The organism is Streptomyces sp. NPDC001068, assembly GCF_042897315.1.
In the GTDB taxonomy this organism is placed as follows: Bacteria; Actinomycetota; Actinomycetes; order Streptomycetales; family Streptomycetaceae; genus Streptomyces.
This window is the reverse complement of the sequence record NZ_JBIAYD010000001.1, coordinates 1,190,526-1,212,459: the sequence shown is the minus strand read 5'-3', so window position 1 is coordinate 1,212,459 and position 21,934 is coordinate 1,190,526. Positions and strand designations below refer to the sequence as shown.

17 protein-coding genes are annotated in these 21,934 nt (G+C 70.7%); 11 read left to right on the top strand and 6 right to left on the bottom strand.

All coding sequences use genetic code 11. The features are described 5' to 3' along the window. Positions 1–5 precede the first annotated feature (5 nt). Positions 6–3,836 (bottom strand): helix-turn-helix domain-containing protein, encoded by a 3,831-nt coding sequence (locus tag ACFY3I_RS05140; protein WP_390859362.1) that lies wholly within the window; start codon positions 3,834–3,836, stop codon positions 6–8. A 384-nt stretch (positions 3,837–4,220) separates the two neighbouring features. Then, a complete protein-coding gene (locus tag ACFY3I_RS05135) occupies positions 4,221–5,768 on the bottom strand; it encodes a hypothetical protein (protein WP_390859361.1) in 1,548 nt (515 codons plus the stop codon). A 196-nt stretch (positions 5,769–5,964) separates the two neighbouring features. On the opposite strand from ACFY3I_RS05135, the gene ACFY3I_RS05130 reads away from it, so the two are divergent. From ACFY3I_RS05130 to ACFY3I_RS05105, 6 genes are read left to right on the top strand one after another with little or no spacing between them, the layout of a single operon-like run. Next, positions 5,965–6,735, top strand: coding sequence for a hypothetical protein (locus ACFY3I_RS05130; protein WP_390859360.1), 771 nt, complete (start codon positions 5,965–5,967; stop codon positions 6,733–6,735). Next, positions 6,732–8,639 (top strand): hypothetical protein, encoded by a 1,908-nt coding sequence (locus ACFY3I_RS05125; RefSeq protein WP_390859359.1) that lies wholly within the window; start codon positions 6,732–6,734, stop codon positions 8,637–8,639. The genes ACFY3I_RS05130 and ACFY3I_RS05125 overlap by 4 nt, the downstream gene beginning before the upstream one ends. After that, a complete protein-coding gene (locus tag ACFY3I_RS05120; RefSeq protein ID WP_390859358.1) occupies positions 8,636–9,454 on the top strand; it encodes a phytanoyl-CoA dioxygenase family protein in 819 nt (272 codons plus the stop codon). The genes ACFY3I_RS05125 and ACFY3I_RS05120 overlap by 4 nt, the downstream gene beginning before the upstream one ends. Beyond that, positions 9,451–10,176: an SDR family NAD(P)-dependent oxidoreductase gene (locus ACFY3I_RS05115; protein ID WP_390859357.1), complete on the top strand. Its 726-nt coding sequence runs from the start codon at positions 9,451–9,453 to the stop codon at positions 10,174–10,176. The genes ACFY3I_RS05120 and ACFY3I_RS05115 overlap by 4 nt, the downstream gene beginning before the upstream one ends. Before the next feature lie 31 nt (positions 10,177–10,207). Next, the gene (locus ACFY3I_RS05110; protein WP_390859356.1) at positions 10,208–11,980 is read left to right on the top strand and encodes a hypothetical protein; all 1,773 of its coding nucleotides are present in this window, start codon (positions 10,208–10,210) and stop codon (positions 11,978–11,980) included. Then, positions 11,973–13,079: a hypothetical protein gene (locus tag ACFY3I_RS05105; RefSeq protein WP_390859355.1), complete on the top strand. Its 1,107-nt coding sequence runs from the start codon at positions 11,973–11,975 to the stop codon at positions 13,077–13,079. The genes ACFY3I_RS05110 and ACFY3I_RS05105 overlap by 8 nt, the downstream gene beginning before the upstream one ends. Before the next feature lie 8 nt (positions 13,080–13,087). On the opposite strand, the gene ACFY3I_RS05100 is transcribed toward ACFY3I_RS05105, so the two are convergent. Then, positions 13,088–14,068, bottom strand: coding sequence for a TauD/TfdA dioxygenase family protein (locus ACFY3I_RS05100; RefSeq protein ID WP_390859354.1), 981 nt, complete (start codon positions 14,066–14,068; stop codon positions 13,088–13,090). A gap of 61 nt (positions 14,069–14,129) precedes the next feature. Between ACFY3I_RS05100 and ACFY3I_RS05095 the strand changes: the two genes are divergently transcribed. Next, positions 14,130–15,557 carry a Gfo/Idh/MocA family oxidoreductase gene (locus tag ACFY3I_RS05095; protein WP_390859353.1) on the top strand — a complete coding sequence of 476 codons (1,428 nt, stop codon included), beginning with the start codon at positions 14,130–14,132 and terminating at the stop codon, positions 15,555–15,557. Between the two features lie 52 nt (positions 15,558–15,609). On the opposite strand, the gene ACFY3I_RS05090 is transcribed toward ACFY3I_RS05095, so the two are convergent. Continuing rightward, positions 15,610–16,617: a hypothetical protein gene (locus ACFY3I_RS05090; protein ID WP_390859352.1), complete on the bottom strand. Its 1,008-nt coding sequence runs from the start codon at positions 16,615–16,617 to the stop codon at positions 15,610–15,612. Between the two features lie 276 nt (positions 16,618–16,893). On the opposite strand from ACFY3I_RS05090, the gene miaB reads away from it, so the two are divergent. Then, positions 16,894–18,423, top strand: coding sequence for a tRNA (N6-isopentenyl adenosine(37)-C2)-methylthiotransferase MiaB (miaB, locus tag ACFY3I_RS05085; protein WP_365288618.1), 1,530 nt, complete (start codon positions 16,894–16,896; stop codon positions 18,421–18,423). A 190-nt stretch (positions 18,424–18,613) separates the two neighbouring features. Continuing rightward, positions 18,614–19,327: a class III extradiol dioxygenase subunit B-like domain-containing protein gene (locus tag ACFY3I_RS05080; RefSeq protein WP_390859351.1), complete on the top strand. Its 714-nt coding sequence runs from the start codon at positions 18,614–18,616 to the stop codon at positions 19,325–19,327. Between the two features lie 91 nt (positions 19,328–19,418). Here the strand turns inward: ACFY3I_RS05080 and ACFY3I_RS05075 are convergent, their stop codons facing one another. Together ACFY3I_RS05075 and ACFY3I_RS05070 are read right to left on the bottom strand one after the other, a co-directional pair. Further along, entirely contained in the window at positions 19,419–19,691 is a 273-nt protein-coding gene (locus ACFY3I_RS05075; protein WP_365288622.1) for an antitoxin, read from the bottom strand. Positions 19,692–19,724: 33 nt separating this feature from the next. Then, positions 19,725–20,066 (bottom strand): hypothetical protein, encoded by a 342-nt coding sequence (locus tag ACFY3I_RS05070; RefSeq protein WP_390859350.1) that lies wholly within the window; start codon positions 20,064–20,066, stop codon positions 19,725–19,727. 179 nt (positions 20,067–20,245) lie between these two features. Here ACFY3I_RS05070 and miaA point away from each other — a divergent pair, with 179 nt between their 5' ends. Both miaA and ACFY3I_RS05060 read left to right on the top strand, forming a co-directional pair. Beyond that, positions 20,246–21,184 (top strand): tRNA (adenosine(37)-N6)-dimethylallyltransferase MiaA, encoded by a 939-nt coding sequence (gene miaA / locus ACFY3I_RS05065; protein WP_390859349.1) that lies wholly within the window; start codon positions 20,246–20,248, stop codon positions 21,182–21,184. A gap of 106 nt (positions 21,185–21,290) precedes the next feature. After that, positions 21,291–21,797 (top strand): hypothetical protein, encoded by a 507-nt coding sequence (locus ACFY3I_RS05060; RefSeq protein WP_365288804.1) that lies wholly within the window; start codon positions 21,291–21,293, stop codon positions 21,795–21,797. Positions 21,798–21,934 lie beyond the last annotated feature (137 nt).

Sequence of the window (21,934 nt, the reverse complement as noted above, 5' to 3'; positions counted from 1 at the left end):
GTGCCTCACCGGCAGGTGCTCACCTCGGGGACCGCGGGCAGGAAGCGTCGCCACTCGGCGGGGGTGAGCGGATCGCCCTGGGTGCTGCACAGGTGACGGGCGATGGCGTCCACGTCGGTGTCCCAGAGGCGGACGGTGTGGTCCTCGCCCCCGGCCGCGAGGGTTCCTCCGTCAGGGCTGAAGGCGACGGCGTAGACGTGTCCGGTGGCGGCGGTGAGGACGGCGTTCAGATCGGGCGTCCGCCGGTTCGACACGTCATAGAGCCACACGGTCGAGTCCGTGCTGCCCGCGGCGAGGGTACGGCTGTCAGGGGTGAAGGCGACCGAATAGACATAACTGGTGAATCCGGTCAGATCAGGGCCCACGCGTACAGGCCGGTGCACATCATGGACATCCCACAGACGTACGGTGCGGTCCGCACTGCCTGCGGCCAGGGTCCGACCGTCGGGACTGAAGGCCACCGACCACACGTAGCCGGTGGGGCCGCGCAGGGTGACCACCGGATCAGTGGTGTCACCGGACACCGCCCACACGCGCACCCGACGGTCGATGCTGCCCGCCGCGATGTACCCCCCGTCCGGGGTGAAGGCCACCGAAAGCACCGCGTCGGTCGCTCCGGTGAGCGTGACCAGTGCCCGTACCCGATCCGGTCGGCTGGTGTCCCACAGGCGGACCTTGGCGTCGTCGGCCCCGGTGGCCAGGACCTGACCGGTGCGGTTGAAGGCCAGCGACTCGACCGTGCCGCCGTGCGCCACCCGGAACGGCCTGCCGCGAGGGGTCAGTGCCCCGGCGGGCGAATAGGAGAACAGACGTACGAGACCGTCGCTGTAGCCGACCGCGAGGACGCGACCCCGGGGGGAGAACGTCACCGACTGCACGAAGGTGTCGGCGCCCGGATTCCACGGTCGGCCCACGGGCCGGTGCCGGGCGAGATCCCACAGTTGCAGCTCCAGCGTGCCCACGGCGAGCAACCGGCTGTCGGGGCTGTACGCGAGGGCGTTGACACCCTGCGCGGACGTCAGCACCGGTGAGGGCAGGGACCACAGCCGCAGGACACCGTCCGAACAGCCGGTCACCAACGTCCGCCGGTCGAGCCACGCCACCGATGTCACCGCTCCCGGATGGGGCAGAGTGGCCGAGACGTACCGGGCCGCGCGGTCCCAGAGCCGGACGGCGTCGTCGCTGCCCCCGATGGCGAGCACTCCGCCACCCGGGTCGAACGCCACGGAGTTCACCCAGCTGTCCGCCTTGTCGGCGGGCGAGGGGGCGGAGCGCGGGTGGGAGGGGTCCGAGATATCCCAGAGACGGGTGGTCCGGTCCTGGCTGCACACCGCGAGGGTCCGGCCGTCAGGACCGAAGGCCACCCCGAGTGCCGGTCCTTCGAACGCCCCCAGCGTGGCGAGCGGAACGGTGCGCCCGGGGCCGTGCGTGCGCCACAGCCGGGCGTGCCCATCGTGTCCGGCGGCCGCGATCAGCGAGCCGTCCGGGCTGAACGCGACCGACTGCTGGAAGTCCTCGCCGCCGCGGAAGACCACGGGCTCGCCCGCGGTTCCCGTCGCCGACCCGTTCGCCCACAGGCGCACGGTACGGTCCGCGCCCGCGGCGGCCAGGCCACGCCCGTCGGCCGCGAACGCCAGGGAGTAGACCGTGGTGTCCGGGGTGCCCGGGAGATCGGGCAGCGCGCGCGGACGGCGCGGATCCGAGACATTCCAGCGATGCAGCAGCCCCTCGCCGCCGCCTGCCACGAGAGTGCGGCCGTCGGGGCTCAACGCGACCGCGAACACCGCCAGTTCGGCGGAGACGCGCAGGCTGCTCAGGGCCAGGGGCCGCGTACGGTTCGCCGTACTCCACAAGCGGACGGTCCCGTCCGACGAGCCGGCGGCCAGCAGGGTCCTCGCGCCGTCGGAGGCCACCGACTGGACGAGCCCCGTGAAGCCGGTCAGCCGTGTCGCGGAGGGAGCCGCCGAGGAGTCCATCAAGCCGGCACGGGCTTCCTGAGTGCGTGCGGTGCGGTACGCCGCCAGCGCCAGCTGTGCGCTGACCGCCGGATCGTGTCGGCCGATCCGGGCCGCTTCCGCGACCAGTTGGCGCGATTCCGCCTCGGCCCGGGCCTGGTCGGCCCGGCCGCGCTGGTGCTGCGCGTAGAGGTACAGGCCGGAGGCGACGAGCAGCAGGGCCAGCGCCGCGGCGAGCGCCTGGTACAGCCGCCGCGTGCGGCTGCGTGCCGCCCTGCGTTCCTGGTCCTGGTGGCGTAACGAGGCGTCCAGAAAGGTACGTTCGTCGGTGTTCACCGCGTCCGAGTGGGCGGCGTCGGCCGCCCATTCGCCGGTCAGGGCGAGGGTGGTGCCGCGCAGCAGCAGACCGGGGTCGTACTCCGCCTCCTTCCAGTGGAGCGTGGCCTCGGTCAGTCGCCGGTGGACCCGCAGGCCGGCCCGGTCCGCGACGATCCACTCCCGTAATCGGGGCCATGCGACGAGCAGCGACTCGTGGGATATCTCGACCGTGTCGTTGTCGGCGGTGATCAGCCGCTGTTCGACGTAGGCGGCCAGGACAGCGGTCGGCTCGGCGGCGTGTGGCCCGTCAGGGTCCAGCAGCTCCGCGCGCTGCACACGACGCCGCGTGGCCAGGGCGTCGTCGGATACGTGCACCAGCCTGAGGAAGATGAGCCGGGCGATGTCCCGCTGTATTTCCGAGAGTTCCGCGAACACCGTCTCCGCGGTGCGGGCGACGGCGTCCTGGATGCCGCCGCTGCCGTGGTAGGCCGCGACCGTCAGACGGCCGTGTGGGGCGTTCTGCCAGGTGGCGAGCAGGGCGTGCGACAGCAGAGGCAGGGCTCCGGGGCCGTGCGCCGCCCGGCCGGGCTGGGCGTCGTCCGGCGACGAACGGGGAGTGAGATCGCGCAGCAGCAGTTCCACCAGGCCGCTCTCGACGTCAAGGCCCGCTTTGCGGGCCGGACCGACGATCGCTTCGCGCATCTCGTCCTGCGTCAGGGGCCCCACGACCAGTTGCTCGTTCTGCAGAGCCGCGGCGAGCAGCGGGAACTGGAGGGCCTGCGCGTAGAAGTCGGCACGCAACCCGATGACGACGAGACCGGGGCGCGTGCGCCCCAGCGACTCCACGAAGCGGGCACGTTCCGATTGCTGTGGGCACGCGGTGAACAGCGCCTCGAACTGGTCCACCACGATCAGCGGGGCAGGAGCGTCAACTCCCTTGAGGGCTTCGGCCAGTTCGTCGGCGGGGTGACGGCCCGGCGTCATCAGGACGACCGTGCGGACGGCCTCCGCCGTCCCGGCGGTGTCCCGCAGCGCGCCGCCCCGCACGGCCGGCACCAGTCCGGCGCGCAGCAGGGAGGACTTCCCGGATCCAGAGGGCCCCACCACGGCCAGCAGACCGCTGCCGGAACCGGTCAGCCCGCTCAGTCGCTCGATCAGTGTGGCCGTCAGCCCGTCCCGGCCGAAGAACCACTCCGCGTGCTCCTCCTCGAAGGCCCGTAGCCCACGATAAGGGGCGGGCGCCCCCGCCACCGGCCGCCCCGGAGCCATTCGCAGCCGCACCAGTGCCTCGTGCCACTGAGCCAAGAGGACGGCATCGTCGACACCGCAGGCGAGAAGGATCTCGTTGAGGAGTTTCGCCGCCCGCACAGGCGGCAGATGGCGCCCCGAGAAGTAGTCGCCGGCGGTGCTCGGCGCGATCCTGACCGCGCGGGCCACCTCACGGACGGTGAGTCCCGCCCGTAATCGCAGCTCCGTCAGCCGGCGGCCGAAGTCGGACGCCGAGTCGATCGATGTGGGATCGGACTCCTCGTCGCCCCGGCGTTCGCCGTGCCCCTTCGCCATCGGTCCCCCTTCGGGCCGCGTCCGGGCCCACGGCACGGTCCGCTCCCTGTCCGACTTTGTCCGACCACTGTCGGGGCTCGTCCGGGGTTTGGGCAACAGGCTGTCCCGCCACCGGCATCCCGGTTTTGCTCATGCCGGGGGGCGCCGCACCGCCCGGCGGACGGAGGGGAGCCTTCGCCGGCCGGTGCGGCGGCCTCCTCGGAACCGGTCACCGGTACGGAAGAAGGGAGGGAACCATGTACGACGCACATCGCACGGAGGCCGTTGATCCGGAGGAACCCGACGACATCTACTGAGCCGTCGAGCCGTCGAGCCGTCGAGCCGTCGAGCCGTCGAGCCGTCGAGCCGTCGAGCCGTCGAGCCGTCGAGCCGTGATCCGTCCCTTTACCCAGGCGACAGCGAGGACACGTCGGAATCCTCCCGGAGGGTGGGCGCCCACTCCGCCAGCAGTCCCGGCAGCAACTGTCCAGAGAGGCCCGGCCCCCGGCGACGGGCCGTCAGATCGAGCCACCTCAGCACCGTCCAGGCCAGCCTGGGCTGCAGATCGGCCACGACGTCCGGCCACCCCCAGCCGTCCACCGGCAGCGGGTCCGCCGGCTCGGGCACCCGGATCAGCAGGGTCCGGTCCGCGGGGCGCGCACTCAGCGTGCTCTCGATCCCGTCGTATGTGCGCCGTTCCCGTTCCAGCCACGCCTGCGCGGCCGGGTCGCCGGGGGAGTCCGCGCCGGTCCGGCGCACCGCCCACCAGCGCAGCATCGCCTCAGCAGGACGGACGGACACGACACAGGCCGGTAACCGGCGTAGTTCATCGAGCGCCAGTTCGGCGTCGCGGCCGGGTTCTGCGAAGACGTAGGGGCGCGTCAGCACGACCGCGGGCCATGGGGCACCGCTCGCGGCCCGCGTGCGCAGGTGTCTCATGACGGACAGCCACGCCTCCACCCGGCCAGGCACCGGGCTTCGCAGAACCGGCAGGAACAGACCGTCGGCGACGATCTCCTCGCCGGACCGCGGCAGTACGTACTCCAGTCCCAGCGCCTCCGCGAGCAGGGCGGCGGCACCTCCCGCCAGCGGACGGTGACCGATGACCACGACGGGTGGGACGCCGTCGTCCGCCCACCGGGCGGCCACCGCCGGGACCGGCTCCCGGCGCATGCCGGCGAGACGGTCCTGTACCAGCAGATGCCTGGGCCGGTAGCCGTCCGCCGCGTCCAGCCACAGACGGGCTCCGGGCTGCCCCTGCCAGCTGTACTCGCCCCGGTACTGCAGGGCCTGGTGGGCCAGCGCCGCCAGTTCGAGCCGCACCGACCAGTAGTCCGGGTGCTCGGTCATCTCCGCGCGCCGTGCCATCACCGCCAGCGTGCCGCGCAGCAGCCCGCCGTCGGCGAGGGCGACGGCCCGGTCCAGAGGCAGGGGCCGCACGCCCGAGCGCAGCCTGAACTCGGCGACGTCCATCACGGCGCACCGGTAACGGGCGCCCGACTCGACCGCCGACAGCTCCATCGTGAACCTGCGGGCACCCTCCTCACTCGTCAGCACCGCCGCCGCGGCGGCCGCCGGAGCGCGATCGAACCAGGGCTCGCTGACCTCCCGGGCGAGCCGACCCGCAGCCGTGATGCCCGTCCGCAACTGCCGCACGAGGTGCGGCACGCTGGCGTCGGCCGCCTCCTCGGGAGGCAGCCAGCCGAGATGCGCGAACACCTGGGTCACGGGTACGTCGGCCAGCCGGGCCAGGAGGTGCACGAAGTCCGGCTTCGGCTCCCTGGTGCCGTTGAGCATGGATCTGACCATGGAGTCGGACAGCGGGTAGTCCGGGTGCGCCGACCGGAAGGCGTTCACCACGGCCATGGTGCCCAGGACTCCGCGCTGATGCAGGGCCGCCAGACACAGGTCGATCCCGGCGGGCGTACCCGATCCGCTGCGCCACACCGTCATGTGCTCTCCCCGGCTTCCGGCCCTCGACGGGAGACTAACCGCGCCTCGGCGGGCCTCTCCTGGAAACCACGGATACAGCGGAGCCGGATGCGGACACAAACGCGCCTTGTCCCTCCACACCGGCAGCCGCTTCAGTCGAGAGGCCGGATTCCGGCACCTCTGGCACGAAAGAGGACACACGAAAGAGGACAAGCTGGTGAACACCCTGCGCCGACGTCTCGGTCTCGTCATGGACGACATCAGGCATGGCCGGCACATCGAGGCCTACGCGTTCTTCCTTCTGGGCCTCGCCCTCGTCGGACTGGGACTGTTCGACGTGGTCGACAGCCGGCGTCTGCTGCAGTTCACCGTGGCAGCCCTGGCATTCCTGGTCTTCCGCACGGCGGCGCCGGCCGAACCCGCGCCGGTCTCGGCCGACGACGTGCTGCACCGGCGTGAGGATCTCGGACCGCTGCGCACGCTCCTGGAACGAGCCCGGGACCTGAGGGTCTACGGGCCCACCGCGATCAACGTCCTGGCCGGCGCGGACGATCTGAGGCGGCTGATCCTCCAGCGCGGGGGCACCGTCAGGATCGCCGTCCTCGATCCCGCCCCGCGGGCCGTCGCGGACGCCGCCGTGCAACTCGACGACAACCTCGACCTCGACCTTGCCCTGCGCGGCTCTCTGCACGCTCTGCGACGCATGGAGGGCCTGACCGGGTTCGAGTGCCGCCGACTGCCGGTCAATCCCGGCTTCAGCCTCCTCATCGTCAACGGCGACAGCCCGGACGGCACGATCGTGGTGGAGTTCCACGGCTTCCGCGACAGCACGATCGACGACCGCATGCACCTGCGGCTCGACCGCCGCACATCCCCGCACTGGTACGACTACTGGCTCGGTCGCTTCGACGCCGTCTGGGCGGCCTCCCTGCCCGGCACCACGGGGACCACCGCCGGTGACGCCGACCCGGAGGCGGGGCCCCGGTGAGTGCCCGCGACGCCGGTGACGAGGCGCTGGAACTGCTCCACGGACTGCGGCCGGAGCAGGTGCTGCTGTGGTCCGGAGCGGGAATCTCCGTCGAGGGTCCCACCAGCCTGCCCAGTGGACCGGAACTGACCCGACGAGTCTTCGACACGTTCTTCGAAGCGGGCGCGCTCGCGAAGGTCCTGACGTACCACCAGGTCGTCGGCCTGCACACGAACCGGCTGTGCGGCAACGACACCAGTCTGCCCGCTCCACGACTGCCCCGGCTGGAAACAGCACTCGACGCCGCCGCGCGAGCCCGTCCGCAGGCCTCGCCGGACACCTTCGACATCCTGGACGACGTCAGGAGCGCGGAGCCGAACCGGCTGCACGCGTTCGCCGCCGACCACGTCGCACTGGGCGGCCACCACGTCACCGCCAACTTCGACACCTGCATCGAGAGCGCCCACGAAGCCCGGCACGGCAGGCCGGTACCGGTGGGCGCCGTCCACCACTTCCACGGCTCCTTCGCCGATTCGCCCGACGGAAAGGAACTCGGGGCGACCTTGAGCCGTATCCGCGGCGGTTTCCCCGAGGAGGAGGCCGGGCGGCTGTACGGGCTCCTTCGGGCCCACTCCGCGGTGATAGTCATCGGCTACAGCGGCAGTGACTACTTCGACGTCGACCGGCTCGTGGCCGCGCTTCCGCCCGACGCGCTTCGCGGCCTTCGGCTGCTGTGGATCATGCATGCCGGACACCCCACGCACGCACCGGAGGAGGACACCGTCCCGCTCCAGTCCCTGCTGCGCGCCGCGGGAGCCGAGGTCAGGGTGGTGTGCGGCCGGACCGATCTGCTGCTGACCCGGATCGCGCGGAGCTGGGGGATGCCCGCGCTGCCCGAGACACGGGCCCGGGTTCCGGCACAGCCGAACCTTCCGGTCACCGACGGGGAACGACACCGGGCCACCTTCCTGCTGTATGTCTCGCTCCGGCTCCACCGTGAGGTCCGCAGGCTGCTGAGCGACGGTGGCACCGGTACGAACGATCCCGTCGAACTGCGCGCCATCCGTTCGCAGTTGATGTGGGAGGCAGGCGCCTGGAACTCCCTGCGACGGATGTGGTGGCGCGCTCCCACCGACGGTCCCGACCGGCATCTGCGGGTCGAACGTATCGGCGCCTGTCTGTGGGCGCAGGGCCGCCTGCTGCCGGCCTGGCTGTGGCTGCGATGGCGGCGTCCGGCGGTCGCCGGCGACCCCGAGGCGGAATTGGCCCTCGAAGAGACCACGTACCGAGTGATCGAGCACATGCACCGGACTCCTGACCTGCGGCCTCTGGGGCGCTGGCTGCTGGCCCGGACTCGGGCCGCCGACGCCGGGTACGGCACCGGCTCCGGCGGCCGTGAACAGGACGGGCGTCCGGACGACGGGGGCAGGGCGAAGCGGTACGAGGCCGCCTTCCGTGCTCTGCAGGACGTCCGCGACAGCCTCGACACCCTTCGCCGTGGCGCTCCACGGGCCGACGGCGGACACGCCGAGGAGTCCTCCGTCTGGTTCCAGGAGTCGGGTGACCTCCAGGGGATGCTCAGCTACCGGCACCGCGCCCTGCGCGACGGGTACCGGCCCGACAGCCCCTACGCCGATGACATGGCACTGCGGGACAGCTACGAACGACTTCTGACCGCCAACCTGTATCTCGGCTCCGCGGCCGGCGCCTGGCGCATCGTCCTTCTGCCCGGCGCCCACCGCGTGTTCAGGGTGCACGAGTACCTGTTCTCGCTGATGACGCTGCAGTACGGCTGGTGGTACCGGTTCCGGCTGTTCGCCTGGTACCTGCCCCGGCGTCTCGGCCATCTGGTGACCAGCCGTCATTCCACCGCCCGGACCGGCCGGTCCGCACCGAACCACGCCTCGCGACGGGGGACACGATGAGTCTGACGCCACAGCAGATACGGCACTTCAGGGACAGCGGATACCTTCGCCTGCCGGGCCTCGTCCCGGAAGCGCTGTCGTCCAGGCTGCGCGACCTGGTCCGGGACGCCGACGCCCGGTCCGGACCCGTCACGCAGACACCCGGAGCGCAGCCCAAGCTGTACCGGCTCTACCAGCGCGACCCGCACCTGGTGCACCGGCTCATCACACTGCCGCAGGTCGTCGAGCCGCTGTGCGCACTGCTCGGTCCGCACGTCGTCTACGTGCTCAACCGCCACAACCAGGCCGCGGTCAACCACCCGGGCAGCGCCGAACCGCGCCTGCACCGGGACATCCTGCAGTGGTCGCGCGGGCTCGTCACCGCCGTCGTCTACCTGGAGGAGTCGACCGTCCTCAACGGATGCACGCATCTGGTGCCCGGTTCCCAGTACCTGCCGTTCGTGGGGGTGCCCCAACCCGACGGAGGAGGCACCTGGATGGACGAGCACCCGGAGTTCGCGGACCTCATGGACCAGGCGCTGCCGATCCCCATGCCCGCCGGTGGAGTGCTGTTGTTCGACTCGCTCGTGTTCCACACGGTCAGCGCCAACACCGGTACCACCAGTCGGATGAGTCTGGTGCTCGGGTTCCGCAGCACCGACGAACTTGACCACGACCCGGACCACAGCCGACAGGTACTCGTCAGCGGCGGTCACCACTACCGGGGGAACGACCGTACTTCAGGACCCCGCTCCACGGCCGTACCCACCCCGATGTCCACGGCCCGGCGGGGCGTGGTCCTCAACGGCGCCGACGATCCGGGCGCGCGACGGTGAGCCCGGCCGGTGCGGAGGAGCGGGCCGGTGAAGGTCCGCCGACCGCGGTCGTCACCGGAGCCGCCCGGGGCCTCGGACTGCACCTGGCCGGACACCTCACCGGCCGAGGCTTCGATGTGCTGTGCGTCGTGCGCAGCTCCGCCGACGCGGCACGGATCGGCGCGGTCACGATGCGCCCCGTGGTGGGTGACGTGCGGGACCCGGCCCTGGGGCGGCGTCTGGCGGCACTGGTGGGAGACGGGGCCGTCGACCTCCTGGTCCACAACGCCGGAGTCGGCCACCCTCCGCACACACTGCGGGAACTGCCGCCGGACGACGTACTGGAGTCGGTGTCCACCCACTGCCTCGGCCCGCTGCGGCTCACCCAGGCGCTGCTGCCGGCGCTGTGCCGCTCGTCACGGGCCACCGTCCTGCACGTCTCCTCCCGCTGGGGCTCGTTCGCCGCCGCGGCCGAGGACGGCCCGGGTGCCAGGCACTACGCCTACCGGATCGGAAAGGCCGCGCAGAACATGATGAGCCTCTGCCTCCGGCAGGAACTGGCCGGTCATGGCATCCGGGTCGCGGCGGTGCACCCGGGTGCGCTGCGCACCGCCATGGGTGCCGCCGACGCGACGGAGGATCCGGCGACCGCGGCCCTCGAACTGGTGCGCCTGGTGCTCGCGGAACACCGGGAGGACCTTCCCCCTTTCATGTCGAGAGCAGGTGATCCACATCCTTGGTGACAGGATCGGTGACAGGAGCCGGCCACGGACCGTGGGACCCGGGACGGGCGTGCCGGCCCTCCTGCCGATGGAGCGGCTGGCGGAATCCCCGGTCACCGCGTGGGAACTGGGCAGGCGGCTCACCGTGCCCGGCCAGGTGCGCCGGGAATCCCCGGACCTGGTCGGCTTCCACTGCGCTTTCGGCCTGCCGACAGGGACGGTCGCCGCGGTGCATCGCGAGCACGGGCTGGGACTGCTCACCGCCGGAGGACGCTGGGAGTGGCGTGAGCCCGACGCGATCTTCGCCTCGGCCGACCGGAACGGTCTGGTGCTGACGACACCGCGCGACGTGCTCCTGCTCCGGCCGGACGGTACCCGCGTGGCTCTTCCGGTGCCCGACGAGGTACGCCGCGGAGCCTGGCCGCCGGCCTGTGCGGGTGTTCTCGGCACGGGCGACCTCGTGCTGGCGCTGCCGCGCCGTGCGGAGGTGCTCGTCCTGACCCCCGGGGGCCGTGTCCGTCGTCGGCTGGACGCGGCGGACGGACTGGAGGAGCCGGTGGGGGTGTGCGTCGACCCCGACGGCGCCGGCTTCCTGGTGACGGACGCCCGCGCCCACGTCGTACTCCACGTGCCGGTCGGTACGCGCCGGTCCCGCCGTCCGACCGTCGTCCACGGCAGGACCGGTCGCGCCGGGAAGAAGTCCGGACTGCTCAACGCCCCCCGGTGGGCCTCGTTCGCCCAGTCGGGCAGCGTGCTGATCGCGGACACCAAGAACAACCGGATACTGGACGTCGTCGGCGGTGCCGTGTCCCGTGTGTGGGGCAGGACCGACGCGTACGCGACGTCCACGCTCAGACTGTGGCACCCCGGCACCGCACAGGAAGGTCCGGACGGGACCGTGCTCGTGGCCGAGGGGCGTGGTGGTCGCCTGCTGCGGCTGGGAGCGGACGACAAGCTCACCGTGCTCGCGGGACGGTGCGATGTGGAGTCCACGGAACTGATTCAGCCTCGTGGCGCCCACTTCTCCCCCCGAGGCACCGTGATCGTGGCCGACTGCCACAACGACCGCGTGATCGAGGCGGCGCCGACGGGAGCGGTGAGCCGCGTCCTGCCCGGCTCCTCCGCGCGGGTGACACTGGACTGGCCCCGGTTCGCGACGTCCGTACCCGACGGGGTGCTGGTGGCGGACGGACGGCAGCGGCGTCTGCTGTGCCTGAACCGGACGGGAAGTCCCCGGTGGCGGTTGACGGCATGGCGCCGCCACGGGGATTCCGTGCCGGTGCCGTTCGCGGACCCGCATCATGTCGTGGTGACGTCCGAGTCACCGCTGGAGCTGCTGGTCACCGACAGCGAGGCCGGAACCGTCAGCCGGATCGACGGGCGCGGGGTGGCACGCTGGTGGCACACCGGACTGTCCGACCCGCATATGGCGGTCCCTCTCCCCGACGGCGGGGTCCTGGTCTCGGACACGGGCGCGGACCGGCTGGTCCGGATCTCTCCCGGTGGCAGACGCCGTACCTGGCTCGACGCGGAGCGGGTCATGGACCGGACGGGCACCGCGCTACGGCAGCCCCGCGCGATGGCTCGACTGAGAAGCGGAGCCGTGCTGGTGGTCGACACCGGCGGCCACCGATTGCTGTTCGTGAGTGCGCGCGGCTGCGTTCGTTCCCTGTCCCCGGTCCTCGACGACCTGGTGGGGAGCCTGTTCTTTCCGCGTCACGTGGACGTCGACCGGGACGAACGGACTTTGCTGCTGACGGACTTCGACAACTCGCGTCTCGTCTTCGCCGACCTTCCCTCGCTTCTGGAGTTGCTCGATGCCTGAGCCCTGGACCGTGGACGTACCCGCCTGGGCGACCGACTCGCCGACACCCGCACACGATGGATTCGCCGACCGAGGCGTGCGGTACGCCGACAAGTTCTGGACGCGGGACGGCTGGGTGTACAAAGCCGTCGGAGATCTCCATCCCGGCAACGGGGTGCTGGCCGTACCCGATTGGGCGCCCTCGCATGATGCGCCTCGGCGTGACTACGAGCAGCGCGACGGTCTCGTGAAGGTCCGTGATCACCGCTGGCCGGACGGCGCACCCGTGCGGCGCCGCCTCCCCTTCGTTGACGTGCCGTTCTACGGAAGGCGATTCGAACTGCTCGCGCCGGGCGACATATCCGCGACCGTCGTCCCCGAGCAGGCGGCCCGGGGGCTGATCGCGGACCCCGGGCCAGGACGTCGGGCGCTCGTCGCCGAGTTGCTCGTCTCACTGGCCGACGCCTCGGGAGTGAGCCCGGACCTGATCGGGCTCAACGGGTCCTACGCCCTTGGTCTGTCGAACGATCGCTCCGACGTCGACCTCGACGTCTACGGAGCCGAGGCGGTCGCCGCGACGACGCGGGCGGTTCGCGGGCTGCCCGCGGACGGGGGAAGGCGCTGGGAGTCCCGCTGGCCCCCGGACGAACAGACCAACCTCTACTACGTATGGCGTGCCGCGTATCCGGGCGTACCTTCGCACGTGATGCATGCAGCCTTCGAAACCAGCGGCAGGAACCGGTTCAACCTGCGATATCGGGGGCTGCGCGTCTCCATCTCGTACCATTCGCGCAGTCGGACAGAACGCTTTCCGGTGGCACCCGCGCTACGGCGGCCACTGGGCGCCGCGACCGTGGTGCGCGCCGTCTTCACCGAGGACGATCCGCCCGGCCACCTCGATCTGCCTGCGATCTTCCAGGTGAAGGATGTCGAGGGCGTCGCCGGCCACCGGCTCAGGACCGCCACGGTGGTGAGCTACTCGAAGGCGTTCTGCTTCTGCCTGGACGGAGACCAGTTGGAGTTCACGGCATGTCCCGTGTTCGACGACGGTGGGCTCTTCCTGGTCGTCCCGTCCTACGGTCCGCACTGGCCGGTGCGGCCCGTGCCCCTCCCGCGATGAGCCCGGCTTCAGCTCGCCGCCTGCGGAACGACCTGATAGCGAGCCCCGCACACCGCGGTGGAGGTCCGGCCGCCGGGGCCGGTCGCGGGGGAGCCGGCGACGAAGACGCGGTACATCGCGCGCACTTCACCGAGGTGCTCGTGGTCTTCCGGAGCGATGTGCACGGTGGCGCGGTTGTCCCAGACGGCCACGTCGCCCGCCTCCCAGCGGTGCCGGACGGTGAACTCGGGCCGGGTCATGTGGGTGAAGACCAGATCGAGGATGCGCCGGCTCTCCGGCGGAGACAGCTCGTTGATGTGACTGGTGAACGCGGGGTTCACGAAGAGGGCACGCCTCTCCTCGCCGGGGAGCACCCGCACGACCGGATGATGTGTGACGAGACCGGCAGCCGTGGCCGTCCGCAGCGCGTGGTCGGTGACACCGAACGGCACGTATCCCACGAGGTAGCGGTGCTCGGCCGTCAGCCCGTCCAGGAACCGCCGCAGTGGTTCGGACAACTGCTCGTAGGCGGTGACGGTGTCGGCCCACGTCGTGTCGCCGCCTCGGGAGGGCACCTTCTCGGCCCGCAGGATGCCGTAGGACGGCGGGTCGACGGCGGCGGTGATGTCGGCGTGCCAGCCGGAGAGGTAATCGGGACTCCGCCAGCGGGCGCGGTGCTCCTCCTCGCCACTCACAGACTGTTGCCGTCCGGTCACCAGGCGGTGCACGAACGGGTGCTGAGCGACCGGCTCCTGCCATGGATGGGCCGGAGCGAGCGGGCCGAGCTGGCCGGCGAACGCGGTCTGCTCCGTGTGACTGAGGAACTGGCGCCTGAAGAAGAGCACCCGGTGTTGATCCAGTGCCGTTCGGAGAGCGTCAAGAGTCGTCGGCGCCAGCGGACTCCCCAGACGCACTCCGGAGACATGTGCGCCGAAATATCCGGCCGCGGGTGTGACAACCAGATTCCGTGCGGAACTTCCCGCGTCGGATCGATCGGAATTACCAGTCATGAATCAATCCCGTCCCACTGTGCCGATCACTCGTCAGGTCTCACTGAAGGGAAGATTTCTCATGCTTTCCGAGGATGCTCCGAGGATAGTCCTGGCGGGGCTCGGGCCATATGCCAGGACGTTCTACTACCCCGTTCTCGAAAGATACCATTCCATCGGACGTCTCACCATAGACGCGGTCATCGAGAAAGAGTCCCAGCGTCACGTTGTGGAGCATTTCCTGAAAGGGCGTTCAATCCAGCCGCAGCGGGTCGTTCTGGTACCTGATGACCTGGATCACGACGAATTGTCCGTCTTTCTGGAGATGGAGGATCCGCTAAGCGGGGAATCTGCCTGGGGATGCATTGTCGCGACCGAGCCACGTGCTCACCGAGCCTATGCCGAGTGGGCGGTGCGGCGCGGTATGCACGTACTCCTCGAAAAGCCGGTGACGGCCCGTGACCTGAGGGAGAAAGGACCGGTCGAAGCACTGCGCCTGGTGTCGGACCATCGCTGCCTCGCCGAACTTGCGGACCGGTACGGCGTGACGGTCGTCGTCCAGGCGCAACGTCGGGTTCATCCGGCCTATCGCATGGTGAAGGAAGTCGTCGGAGAGATCGTGGCGGAATTCGGGGTTCCCGTCACCTACCTGGATATCCATCATGCCGACGGCACCTGGAACATGCCGTGGGAGTTCGTCTCGCGCGACGGTCACCCCTATAAATTCGGATACGGCAAGCTGTTGCACTCCGGCTATCATTTCGTCGACCTCTTCTGCTGGCTGAGCGAAGTGAATCAGCAGGCCGCCGTGCCGCCGGACCGGGTGGGGCTCGACGTCTTCCCCGTCGCCGCGAACCGGTTGGGTGCCCAACTGGCCGAGGCTTCCTACGAGCGACTGTTCGGCGGCAAGCGCTGGCGGCACTTCGGCGGGCTGCCCCGTCCGGCCTCGCTGCCCCGGCAGTCCTGGGGCGAGACTGATGTCGTACTGCTGGCACGGCTCATGCGCGGATCAGAAGTGGTGACGACGGCGGTGCTGTCCCTTTTGCAGTCGTCGTTGTCCGGCAGGTCGTGGCTCGAACTTCCCGCCGACACCTACAAGGGGAACGGGCGCATCAGGCACGAGCGTGTAACGGTGAACGTGGGACCGCTCCTCGCGGTCCAGGCGCACTCCTACCAGGACGGACGGGCCGACGGGACGAGTCCCTTCGAGGTCGTGATCTACCGGAACCGGAGGCTCGTCGGTGGAGAGGCCGTCACCCGGTTCACGATGCGCTCGGAGGCAGGGGAAGTGGCCGAGGCGTCGGACAGTCTCAACAACAGGGCCCGCGAGCAGATCCTGGAGGACTTCCTGGCCGCGGACGGCCGGCGCAGCGGGATCGCCCTGCACGGCACGACCGTGCGGGTCGTCGCGGCGGCGGTGGCCGGCGTCGCGCGGTCGGCGCAAGGGGAATCCGGTCGCTCCGCCGTACTGCTGGATGCCGCGGCGCGTGAGTGGTACCGCGCGGAATGACGTGATCCGCCATGTCGGCTGGATCCGGTGCTCCGGAGGCCGGATCCCCGGTTCAGCGCGGCCAGGGCGAGGGATGCAGTTGGACGGCGGAGCGGAACCGGTCGGCGGTCCCTTCGTAGGCGGCCGTCAGCTCGACGAGGAGCTGAGGTGTCAGATCCTGCCCCGTCATCCGGGCGAACAAGGAGGCGAACTCCTGCTCCGTGGTCGCCCGGCTGATCTCGAAGCGGCGGGTGCTCGGGGACCGCCGAATCGCCAGGCACTCCGCTTCCTGCATGCGGTAGATCAGTGACTGCTGCGGGAAGCGCATGGTCGAGGGGAACGTGGTGCCCTGGTCCATGTCGGTGAAGAGCGTGACCCACGCGCTGTTCTGGAATATCTCGAACCGATCCAGCGACGGGGTTGGAACGAGGAGGACCTCGATCGAACCACATCTGTTCCGCACCAGAAAGAGGCCGACCAGGCCGGCCCATATCGAGCGAAGGGTGCTCTCCCGGATCTCCTGAAGAGTGCGCTGAGCCTCGCCGGCCTGAGCGGCCCGATATTCCAGACGTGCGTCCAGTGAATACGGGACGGTCGGATCCGGCAGGATGAGATGAGCCTGAAGGTTCGAATTGCGCAGCATGGAGAACCTGGTCGCGCAGAACTTCGTGTGGATCCCGCGGTACCAGTAGGTGCTTGAGGTGTACAGATCCTCCGTCATGAGCGCATTGAATCCGATACCCGGATGGTTGCTGGGCGGGAACTCGTGCGTCGGGATGTACGAGCTGTGCATACCGTTCAGTGCGGCTCGGACCTCTTCTGTGATCGACTGACGCAGGATCTCCTTCGAGATGGGGTCGGTCACTACGGACTGCGCCACGCCGAAGACCGCGGAGACAAGAAGTCCCAGTCCGACGGCATTGGCTCCCTCGCGCCATCCATTGGATAACTGGGAACCGATCCAGATGGTGATGAGGGAAACCAGGAGCGAGCAGACGAGCAGGAGAACCTGCATGCCTCGGGAAAGTTGGCCGAGCCAGGGATTCAGCATCCGTGTTCGATCCGGCGTCCGCAGTGACATGCGGTTCAGGGTAGTCGATTGGGCGTATGTTGAGAATACGCATGGGGAGGCGGCTTCGTCCCGGTGGGCGAAGGATTTCCCGCCGCGGTTTTCGATCCGTCCGCGCGGACATCAGAATGATCTGTTCCTTTTCAGCGCCGCACCGCCCCGGCCGATCGCGGGCACACAGACAGGGCGACCGGGTGATCGGCGGCGCATGCCGGCACCACCCGGGCCGGTCGGTGCGGTACATCGATCCAGGACGGGCACTTGTCCGGGACCGCCTACCCTTGAGCCATGACCATCAGCAGTGACCGGAGCGCGGCAGTGGACGTTCGTTCATCTAAAACCTATGAAATCCGCACCTACGGGTGCCAGATGAACGTCCACGACTCCGAGCGATTGTCCGGGCTGCTGGAGGACGCCGGGTACGTGCGCGCGCCCGAGGGGGCGGACGGCGACGCCGACGTCGTCGTCTTCAACACCTGCGCCGTCCGGGAGAACGCCGACAACCGCCTCTACGGCAACCTCGGCCGCCTCGCCCCGATGAAGACGAAGCGCCCCGGGATGCAGATCGCGGTCGGCGGTTGCCTCGCGCAGAAGGACCGCGACACCATCGTGAAGCGGGCCCCCTGGGTCGACGTCGTCTTCGGCACGCACAACATCGGCAAGCTGCCGGTCCTCCTGGAGCGCGCCCGGGTGCAGGAGGAGGCGCAGGTCGAGATCGCGGAGTCGCTGGAGGCGTTCCCCTCCACGCTGCCGACCCGGCGGGAGAGCGCGTACGCGGCCTGGGTGTCGATCTCCGTCGGCTGCAACAACACCTGCACCTTCTGCATCGTCCCGGCCCTGCGCGGCAAGGAGAAGGACCGGCGCACCGGGGACATCCTCGCCGAGATCGAGGCCCTGGTCGGCGAGGGCGTCTCCGAGATCACCCTGCTCGGCCAGAACGTCAACGCGTACGGCTCCGACATCGGCGACCGCGAGGCCTTCAGCAAGCTGCTGCGCGCCTGCGGCAAGATCGACGGACTGGAGCGGGTCCGTTTCACCTCCCCGCACCCCCGCGACTTCACCGACGACGTCATCGCCGCGATGGCCGAGACGCCCAACGTGATGCCGCAGCTGCACATGCCGCTGCAGTCCGGTTCGGACACCGTGCTCAAGGCGATGCGGCGTTCCTACCGGCAGGACCGTTACCTCGGGATCATCGAGAAGGTCCGGGCCGCCATCCCGCACGCCGCGATCACGACCGACATCATCGTGGGCTTCCCCGGCGAGACCGAGGAGGACTTCGAGCAGACCATGCACGTGGTCCGCGAGGCCCGCTTCACCCAGGCCTTCACCTTCCAGTACTCCAAGCGGCCCGGCACCCCGGCCGCCACCATGGAGGACCAGATCCCCAAGGAGGTCGTCCAGGCGCGCTACGAGCGTCTCGTGGCCCTCCAGGAGGAGATCTCCTGGGACGAGAACAAGAAGCAGGTCGGCCGCACCCTGGAGCTGATGGTCGCCGAGGGCGAGGGCCGCAAGGACGGCGCCACCCACCGTCTCTCCGGCCGCGCCCCCGACAACCGGCTGGTCCACTTCACCAAGCCGGACCAGGAGGTCCGGCCCGGGGACGTGGTCACGGTCGAGATCACCTACGCCGCCCCGCACCACCTCCTCGCCGAGGGCGCGGTCCTGGACGTCCGCCGCACCCGCGCGGGCGACGCCTGGGAGAAGCGCAACGCCGCCGAGGCGGCCAAGCCGGCGGGCGTGCTGCTCGGGCTGCCGAAGATCGGCGTACCGGCGCCGCTGCCGGTGGCCTCGGGAAGCGGCTGCGGCTGCGACTGACGGGGCGCGCGGCCGAGGGGTCGGGCTTGTCGCGGGGGCATCGCGGCGGTGGGTTCGTCGCGGGGCACCGAGGGGTCGGGTTCGTCGGGGGTGTCCCCAGCGACGGGCGGACGGGGCCGGCGCGGGCCGGCTCTGATCGCGGGCCGGTCGTGGGCTGACCTCGGCGGGCTGCGCCGCTACCCTGCCGATCATGCTTGTCGCCGCAGCCGTCTGCCCCTGCCCGCCGCTCCTCGTGCCCGAGGTCGCCGCGGGTGCCGCCCCCGAGCTGGACACCGTTCGGGCCGCCTGCGCCGACGCGCTGGGTGTGCTCGCCGCCGCGCGGCCCGACCTGCTCGTGGTGATCGGGCCCGCGGAGCAGCCGGGGCGGGGCGCCTTCCCGCAGGGGAGCACCGGGTCGTTCCGGGGTTTCGGCGTCGACGTCGACGTACGACTCGGCGACGGCGACGGCGAGGCCGGTGGGCGGGAGCTGCCCGCCTCGCTCGCCGTCGGCGCCTGGCTGCTGGATCGCGCCGGCTGGGCCTCCGCACCGGTCGAGGGACTGGGCGTGGGCGAGCCCCTGGAGGCCGAGCGGTGCGTCCGGGCCGGCCGGCAGATCGCCGAGCGGGCCGCGCGGGTGGCGATGCTGGTCATGGGCGACGGCACCGCCTGCCGCACCCTCAAGGCGCCCGGCTACCTCGACGAGCGGGCGGCGCCCTTCGACGCGGAGGCCGCCCGCGCGCTCGGCAGCGCCGACCTCGCGGCGATCAAGGCCCTCGATCCCGACCTGGCCCACCGTCTCAAGGCCTCGGGCCGGGCCCCCTGGCAGGTGCTGGCCGGCGCGGCCGAGGACGCGGGCCTGGCCGGGGAACTGCTGCACGACGACGCTCCCTACGGCGTCTGCTACCTCGTGGCGACCTGGTCCTGAGCACACCTGGTCCTGAGCGCTTCGTGAAACGGCGGACGGCCGGGAGTCGGGTGACTCTCGGCCGTCCGCCGATCCGCGTGGTCCGCCGGGTTCAGGAAGCCGGCGGCCGGTCCTCCGGCCTGGTCGGGGCCCCGGGGTCGGTCGCGTCCGGGTGCACGAACCGGTCCACGGCGTCCTTGGCCTTGCCCGTTCCCGTCTGGATCCTGTCGCTGTACTTGCCCTTGGTCTTCTCGTCGACGACCCGCGCGGCCCTGTCGATGCCGTGCTGGAGCTTGTCGATCTTGTCCTCGTGCTGTTGCGCGAGATCAGAGACCCGGTCCTTGGCCGGGGCGAGCTTGGCCTTCAAATTGTCCATCAGACCCATGGCTACCTTCCCTATGGCTTCCCTCGCCGGCCGCTATGTGCGAGCACCCTGGCCGACCTCGTTGTCGGCGGCCTCCTTGGCGGACTGCTGTTGGGGGATCTCGGTGCTGTCCGGTCCGGTCGCCGCGACGGTCCCGGGATCCGTCCGTGCCGCCACGCCTCCGGCGCCGTCCGCACCGTCCGCTGCGTCCTCGCCGGACTGCTTCACCGACTCCTCCACCGACTCCTTCGCCGAGTCCTTCGTCACCGAGGCCCCGGCCGCCTCCCGCACCGGGTTCTCCGTGAGCCCTTCCGGCTCGGCGGCGGCCGGCGCCTCGGTGTCCGGCTCCTCCGTGACCTTCGGCTTCTTTCCGAGGAGTCGTGCAAAAACGCCCATATCCACTCCATACGTTACTCGTGTGAGCGAAATCCCGCGTGACCCGGTGCGCCCGTTCGCGCCACCGCGGTCACCGCCTCTCGCCGGCGGCGGGAACCTCGCAACGGGCAACGAAGGCGGACACGGACTGTCACGTAACTCGTTCGAGAGCCGCCGTGGAGGTTTGCGAGACTGGTGCGGTGAGCAGCGCACCCCTCGCCCCCCGTGTCATCGCCGTCGTCGGCCCCACCGCGGCCGGCAAGTCCGACCTCGGCGTCTTCCTGGCCCAACGGCTGGGCGGTGAGGTCGTCAACGCCGACTCCATGCAGCTGTACCGCGGGATGGACATCGGCACCGCCAAGCTGACGCCCGAGGAGCGCGCCGACGTCCCGCACCACCTGCTCGACATCTGGGACGTGACCGTGACGGCGTCCGTCGCCGAGTACCAGCGGCTCGCCCGGACCCGTATCGACGCGCTGCTCGCCGAGGGCCGCTGGCCGATCCTCGTCGGCGGCTCCGGGCTCTACATCCGGGGCGCCGTCGACAACCTGGAGTTCCCCGGTACCGACCCCGAGGTCAGGGCGCGCCTGGAGGAGGAACTCGCGCTGCGCGGCTCCGGCGCCCTGCACGCCCGGCTCAGTGCCGCCGACCCCGAGGCCGGCCGCGCCATCCTGCCCAGCAACGGGCGCCGTATCGTCAGGGCGCTGGAGGTGATCGAGATCACCGGCCGGCCCTTCACGGCCAACCTGCCGGGCCACGACTCGGTCTACGACACCGTCCAGATCGGCGTGGACGTCGCCCGCCCCGAACTCGACGAGCGCATCGCGCTGCGCGTCGACCGGATGTGGGAGGACGGGCTCGTGGACGAGGTGCGCGCCCTGGAGGCGCACGGGCTGCGTGAGGGCCGCACGTCGTCACGGGCGCTCGGGTACCAGCAGGTCCTCGCGGCGCTCGCCGGGGAGTGCACGGAAACGGAGGCGCGGACCGAGACCGTCCGTGCCACCAAACGCTTCGCGCGCCGTCAGGATTCGTGGTTCAGGCGCGACCCCCGGGTGCACTGGTTGAGTGGGGCCGCGGCGGACCGCGCGGAACTTCCGCGACTGGCCCTGGCGTTGCTCGAACGACCGGTCACAGCCTGATCACGTCATGGCATCGGGATGCGCCACCGGTCATCGGGGCCTCCGGCGCCGTGCCATCATCGAGCTTCGATCGCAAGTGGAGTCCTAGTTGGGAGGGCGCGTGGCGATGGAGGCCGGCCCTCGCGACACCGCACGAGACACCGAGCACGTCGTCGTGGAACCGGGTGATCCGGACGAGGGCGATGACCGGCTGACACCGGACGGTCCGGACGACACGGTGGGCGGCGGGGTGACCGCCGACGGCCCCGAGCCGGAGGAGATGTTCACCGGCGGCCCCGAGGTCGAGGTGGAGCTGCGCCCGCAGCGTCGGCTGCGGCTGTGGCAGCTGGCCCCGATCGTGGGTCTGGCCGCCGTGGGCTCCCTGATGTTCGCCTTCCCGCTGGCCTTCGACTTCGGCGACAGCGGAGCGGTGATCGCGATGCTGGGTCTGCTGATCTGCTCCTGCGCCGCCGGCTGGGGGATGATGGCCGCCCGCCGGGTGGGCTACACCCTGCCGGGCTTCCCCGCGCGGGGCTCGGGCCGCAGCCCCGACTGGCGCGTGGTGATCGGGTACGTGCTCCTGGTGGCGATCGTGGTCGTCCTGGCCGTATGGCGAGTGGCGCGACTGCGCTAGGCAACGCCGTGGCCGGGGAGCGTTCCGCAGGGACGAGTTCTGCCGGGACGCAGTCCGCGAGGACGCGTTCCGCAGGGACGTGGCCGGTCGCGCGACCGGCCCCACCGGCCCGCAGCCGGACCGGCGTGCGCCACTCC

Excerpts from the sequence above, each read along its gene's own strand:
- ACFY3I_RS05090 (WP_390859352.1), bottom strand. The coding sequence starts at position 16,617 with ATGTCACTGCGGACGCCGGATCGAACACGGATGCTGAATCCCTGGCTC.
- ACFY3I_RS05100 (WP_390859354.1), bottom strand. The coding sequence starts at position 14,068 with ATGACTGGTAATTCCGATCGATCCGACGCGGGAAGTTCCGCACGGAAT.
- ACFY3I_RS05140 (WP_390859362.1), bottom strand. The coding sequence starts at position 3,836 with ATGGCGAAGGGGCACGGCGAACGCCGGGGCGACGAGGAGTCCGATCCC.
- ACFY3I_RS05135 (WP_390859361.1), bottom strand. The coding sequence starts at position 5,768 with ATGACGGTGTGGCGCAGCGGATCGGGTACGCCCGCCGGGATCGACCTG.
- miaB (WP_365288618.1), top strand. The coding sequence starts at position 16,894 with ATGACCATCAGCAGTGACCGGAGCGCGGCAGTGGACGTTCGTTCATCT.
- ACFY3I_RS05075 (WP_365288622.1), bottom strand. The coding sequence starts at position 19,691 with ATGGGTCTGATGGACAATTTGAAGGCCAAGCTCGCCCCGGCCAAGGAC.
- ACFY3I_RS05070 (WP_390859350.1), bottom strand. The coding sequence starts at position 20,066 with ATGGGCGTTTTTGCACGACTCCTCGGAAAGAAGCCGAAGGTCACGGAG.
- ACFY3I_RS05080 (WP_390859351.1), top strand. The coding sequence starts at position 18,614 with ATGCTTGTCGCCGCAGCCGTCTGCCCCTGCCCGCCGCTCCTCGTGCCC.
- ACFY3I_RS05120 (WP_390859358.1), top strand. The coding sequence starts at position 8,636 with ATGAGTCTGACGCCACAGCAGATACGGCACTTCAGGGACAGCGGATAC.
- ACFY3I_RS05105 (WP_390859355.1), top strand. The coding sequence starts at position 11,973 with ATGCCTGAGCCCTGGACCGTGGACGTACCCGCCTGGGCGACCGACTCG.
- ACFY3I_RS05060 (WP_365288804.1), top strand. The coding sequence starts at position 21,291 with ATGGAGGCCGGCCCTCGCGACACCGCACGAGACACCGAGCACGTCGTC.
- ACFY3I_RS05095 (WP_390859353.1), top strand. The coding sequence starts at position 14,130 with ATGCTTTCCGAGGATGCTCCGAGGATAGTCCTGGCGGGGCTCGGGCCA.